Origin of the sequence: Bradyrhizobium yuanmingense (assembly GCF_029167105.1) — a bacterium.
Classification (GTDB): Bacteria; Pseudomonadota; Alphaproteobacteria; order Rhizobiales; family Xanthobacteraceae; genus Bradyrhizobium; species Bradyrhizobium yuanmingense_A.
This window is the reverse complement of record NZ_JARFML010000104.1, coordinates 1-1,542: the sequence shown is the minus strand read 5'-3', so window position 1 is coordinate 1,542 and position 1,542 is coordinate 1. Positions and strand designations below refer to the sequence as shown.

Here is a 1,542-nt window from a genome sequence, read left to right as displayed (position 1 = left end):
CGAGACCCGGCTCGATGGCTCGGTTCTCGACCGCGAAAGAGCCGCCAGCGCTTCAATCTCATCGTCGGTCATCGCCAATTCGACCGCTTGCCGCCATCCTGCCATGAAACCGCTCCTCGTTGCGCCACCGCAACCGAGGAATCCGCCAACACTCAATCAGTTCCAGCGCAGGCTTCTTGGAATCGATCGTCTAGGACCTGCAGCGTTCGCGTCCGTCAAACAAGGCGGCCCTCAACCGCCTTAACGGAGGAATACCACTCTCCGGACGGCACCGCGACATCAGCGAGTCATCCCTGCTCACGCGTCCTGATCCGCAGGAAGCGACCGAACGCGAGTTCAAAAGGTTGGCGCACCTGTACATTCGAAAGTTTCTTGAAACAAAAACGGGCTGTGGATGCGGGTCGAACGGTACGTTGCGATTTTCGCGCTCCAGAAGAAACACTTCAATGGCCAAGGCAATGTTCATGACGGCTGCTTCATGGACTAAGCGGTGTGGACACTTATCGCACCCATAGGACAATGGCAGCGAGAGTGACGACGGCTCGGTAATTTCGGGCGGTCTTTTCGAAGCGGGTAGCGACGCGGCGGAACTGCTTGAGTTTGGAGAAGCAGCATTCCACGAGATGGCGCTGGGCATAGAGATGTTTGTCGAGCGGATATTTGAGTGCGCGTGACGGGTTGTTGGGGATGACGGCGAGCGCCTCTTTGGCGGCGATGTCTTGGCGCAAATGACGGCGTCATAGGCTGTATCGGCGATGACGACCTCGGCAGGCAGTCCCTCGATCAATGCGGCGGCTTGTGGTGCATCGCCCTTCTGGCCTGCGGTGAGCGTGAACCGTACAGGACACCCCAAGCCGCGAACGGCCATATGTATCTTCGTGCTCAGGCCACCGCGCGAGCGGCCAAGCGCCTGATCTTCAGACCCCCTTTGTTCGCCCCGGCGGCGTGCTGATGCGCCCGGACGATGGTGGAATCGACGATCAGATATTCGAAATCTGGATCATCGGACATCGCCTCGAAGATCCGCCACCAAACACCCTTCTCCATCGACTGAAGCGCCGGAATACGCTGTTCCAGTCTCCGAACGCCTCCGGAAGATCACGCCAGGGAGAGCCCGTACGCACAATCCAAAGCACACCTTCCACGAACATCCGGTTGTCCCGCCCCCGGTCGAGCCCTTCTGGTCCGGCCGGCCTATGATCAGCGGCGCCATTCGCTCCCAGGCCGCGTCGCTCAACACCAAACGATCCATCACACCCAAGGCCGCCTCCCAAAAAGAAGCCTTGAATCTGATTTGCTCTCAAAAGGGAATCCTTAGAGTCTACACCGCCTAGCACTACTTTGGCAGATTGTTGATTTTGTCGCGTTTTATAGGATTCCCGAATCGATTTTTCAATGATTCATGGGTGGTCGGCTCTTGGAGGGCTGACCATGCCGGGATGGGAAGACGAACTCGAACGCTGGCTGATGCCGTTCTTGGACCGGCTGGGTCATAAGACCCGACAGCGGATGTGTCCTCTGTATGTTGCGGGACTGATCGGT

The 1,542-nt window shown here is 58.1% G+C and carries 2 pseudogenes; one reads left to right on the top strand and one right to left on the bottom strand.

Features of this window, described 5'->3' with window-relative positions:
• Positions 1-500: 500 nt before the first annotated feature.
• Positions 501-1,261 (bottom strand): annotated as a pseudogene (locus P0R31_RS40605) (IS5 family transposase).
• Between the two features lie 134 nt (positions 1,262-1,395).
• Here P0R31_RS40605 and P0R31_RS40600 point away from each other — a divergent pair.
• A pseudogene (locus P0R31_RS40600) lies at positions 1,396-1,542 on the top strand (IS701 family transposase); the annotation flags it as partial.